This is a genomic window from Methylobacterium sp. E-065, assembly GCF_022829605.1.
Classification (GTDB): domain Bacteria; phylum Pseudomonadota; class Alphaproteobacteria; order Rhizobiales; family Beijerinckiaceae; genus Methylobacterium.
Map to the genome: position 1 here is coordinate 1 of NZ_JAKSYD010000019.1, position 3,062 is coordinate 3,062.

General features: G+C 64.8%; 3 protein-coding genes. 2 read left to right on the forward strand and 1 reads right to left on the reverse strand.

The features are described from left to right. Nucleotides 1-502: 502 nt before the first annotated feature. Both MKK84_RS01335 and MKK84_RS01340 read left to right on the forward strand, forming a co-directional pair. Nucleotides 503-961, forward strand: a complete 459-nt coding sequence (locus MKK84_RS01335; RefSeq protein ID WP_243916240.1) for a MucR family transcriptional regulator — start codon at nt 503-505, stop codon at nt 959-961. A 290-nt stretch (nt 962-1,251) separates the two neighbouring features. Beyond that, entirely contained in the window at nt 1,252-1,629 is a 378-nt protein-coding gene (locus tag MKK84_RS01340; RefSeq protein WP_243916238.1) for a hypothetical protein, read from the forward strand. Here the strand turns inward: MKK84_RS01340 and MKK84_RS01345 are convergent, their stop codons facing one another. Continuing rightward, complete coding sequence (locus MKK84_RS01345; protein ID WP_243916239.1) at nt 1,630-2,784, reverse strand: hypothetical protein; 1,155 nt, start codon at nt 2,782-2,784, stop codon at nt 1,630-1,632. Nucleotides 2,785-3,062: the final 278 nt, after the last annotated feature.

Consider the following 3,062-nt stretch of genomic DNA (forward strand, 5'->3'; position numbering starts at 1 on the left):
CGGGAAGGAAGCTGGGGCTCCGCTCCGTAGGATCAAACCCGCGGAAGGCAGACCAGCTGCTTGAGCAGTGCACGACTGATCAAAGGATTTCCCACGCCCGTGCAGCCCGATATGCCGAACGCCCGCAGGAGGCTTCAGAACAGGTCTTCTAGGCCGCCCCGAGGGTAGAGGTAACGCCGTTCTCGATCAGCGGCTGACCCCTGACCCCGGCACTCTCCCGTTACTTCTTATCAGCGGCTGACAGAGCCGCTCGGGCAGCCTTCTCTTCCAGCCTTTTCGATAAGGGCTTGTGCCTTGCCCTGTGCACCCAATTCGGGCTGACGTCATGCCACCGCGAGCCATTTGGCCCCCGATCATGCTTCCCGTCTTGAAGAAAGTATTTATCCCACCAGATGCGACAATTTCACCGATCTGTGCGGTCGGAGGCCGCATTTACTTGTGACGTTTCGTATGAAAACTAATTTTCACGGGGGAAGCATAAACTATCCGAAAGAATGCCTTGATGACCGAAGATTTTCACAATCCAGGCTTGAATTTGGCCGAGCTTACCGGCGAAATCGTCTCTGCCTACGTCACGAAGAATTCAGTCCCCGCAGTCGAGCTTCCGAAGCTGATTAAGAGCATCCACGCGGCCCTCAATACGCTGACGCCGGGCGGCTCAGTGCCGGTGTCCGAGTTCGATATCGAGAAGCCGAGCACAGCCCAAATCCACAAATCGATCCGAGACGATGGGATCGTCAGCTTCCTCGACGGACGGTCCTATAAGACCCTGAAACGCCACCTCACCGCGCACGGGCTGACGCCGGAGCGCTACCGGCTCCAGTACGGTCTGTCGCCCGATTACCCGATGGTTGCCCCGAGCTATGCCGCCCAGCGCTCGGCGCTCGCGAAGGCGATTGGGCTGGGTCAGCCAGGTGCGATGACTGAGGACGCACCGAAGAAGAACCGTCGGGCAGCTTGATCTCGTAGCTGGATGTCGGCGACTCCAAGCCGTTGTACGAGATCCATTAACCGTCTCGCCCCACCATACCCTCAGCGATCGGCTTCGGCCGCGCGCCGGAAGAGCAGCACCGGGGTCGTCTTGAGACGGCAGGCCTCGGTGCGGCCTCGCCGGCGCAGTTGCGCTGCTGCGTGGCGCCGCGAACACAGACGCGCCACAATTCGCTAAGCTTGGCGAATTCAGTCTCGACGTTCTCCCTCCCAAATGGTGCAAGTACCTGTCAGCGGCGAAGACCGCCTGAGGGGGCTTCTATGAAGTATGCGATCCTGTCCGTGGCCCTGGCCGCGGCATGCCTCGGCGCGTGCGCGTCGTCCGCCGACAAGGTGGCGGCTACCTACGTCTCGCCGATCCAGTACACGAGCTATTCGTGCGGGCAGATCCGCGAGGAGTCGGCGCGCCTGGCATCGCGTGCCGCCACCGCCGCGGGGGTTCAGGATCAAAAGCGCAAGGATGATCAGGTGGTGACGGCCGTTGGTGCCGTGGTGTTCTGGCCCGCCCTGTTCTTCATCGACGGCGACAACGCGCAGACTGCCGAACTGGCCCGCCTCAAGGGCGAGATGGAAGCCGTGGAGCAGGCGTCGGTCCAGAAGAACTGCGGGATCCAGTTCCAGCGGCAGGCAAGAAGCTGATTACACGCCTCGCACGCCCGCATTCCGCAGGGTGCTGTAGAATTTGCCTGCGTCGAACATGGCTCGAGCCTGCTGCAGCGACATCGGCCTGCCGCCGGCCTCCGGCGCCCTCATCGCGCCGCCGCCCAGGCCTTGCTTCTGCTGCTGTCCCGCCGCGACGCCCTTGAGCATATTGGCGAGCTGCGAATAGGGGCTGTTCTGTTGCGCTGCCGGGGCTTCGAGGCCGCCTGACCCGGGGGTAAGGGCGAGCGGCTGCCCCGACAGGGACGCCACGTCAGGTGTCGGCGATGACTGGCCCGGCATGGCCCCACCCTGCCCCACGATGCCGCCCAGGCCGAACCCGCCCTGCATCGCGGTTGAACCCATCGAGGCGCCGCCCGGCCGCGCGAAAGCCGGCGACCCGCCCATTCCGGGGAGCGCCTGCCCGCCGCCGAAGCTGTTGGCGTAGGCCTGCGTCGTCGCAAGTCGGGCTGCGTTCTCCCCGCCCGGGCGGTCGTACCCGGCGAACTTCCACGCATCCGCCATTAAGGCGTTGGCTTCCTGCGGGCTCTTAGCGTTCTGCAAGGCCTGCGTGAGCTGCGGGTTCTCCTGCAGCAGAAAGTTGGCTTGAGCCGTCACGGGGTCGGCCGCGCCCTGCGTGAACGCCTTCATGTTGGCAAGGCGGTCGGCACGCCATGACAGGATACCGCCCGACGTGCCGGCCTGTCCGCTCTCACTTGGATCCGACCACGAGCCGGTGATGTTGCCGGGCGAATACCGGCTCTCGTGCTGGGCGTAGGCCGCGACCGCGCCAAGGCCGTTCGGGTTGGTCAGACCGCCCTGCTGCAGGGTCGAGATGAACCTGCCGCGGATGTCGCCGGGATCCGGCGTCGCCGCCTCGGCGCTATTCGGGCCCATCATGGACAACAGCCCCGTGCCGGCCGCTGCGGCGCTGGGCTGGACGACGGGCGTCGGCGCGCCGGTCGGCGGGGTCTGGGGCGTGAAACCTGAGTACCCCGGAGGCGTGGCCGCGGGCACGTCCTGAGACGCCATGGTCGGCGCCTGAGCCTGCTGCTGCGCCTGCTGCTGTTGCAGAAACTGCTGCAGGGCGGGGCTCAGCGGGTTCTGGTCGTCACCGCTTGCGAACGATGGCAGGGAGCCGAAGCCTAGCGACATGCGGAATGCCCCATGGTTGCGAAATTCGGCCCGCTGGCGGGTATCAGGCGATTTCCGGTGTCTGTATGCGGGTTCGAGACAGCGGCCGTCCTGAGTCGTCCTGCGCGATCCTGGCGGCTATCGACAGAATGACGGGGCGGGGCCACATTCTCGGACATGCCCCGATGGTTTGAAATCGTCGCCACCCTCTTGCTGTTCGCCGCCGGCATGGCCGTGGTCAGCGCAGTTCTCAACACGAGCGTACCGATTTTTGGAGACTGGCTTTCCAGCAAGATCGG

Coding starts and splice junctions, on each gene's coding strand:
- MKK84_RS01335 (WP_243916240.1), top strand. CDS start 503: ATGACCGAAGATTTTCACAATCCAGGCTTGAATTTGGCCGAGCTTACC.
- MKK84_RS01340 (WP_243916238.1), top strand. CDS start 1,252: ATGAAGTATGCGATCCTGTCCGTGGCCCTGGCCGCGGCATGCCTCGGC.
- MKK84_RS01345 (WP_243916239.1), bottom strand. CDS start 2,784: ATGTCGCTAGGCTTCGGCTCCCTGCCATCGTTCGCAAGCGGTGACGAC.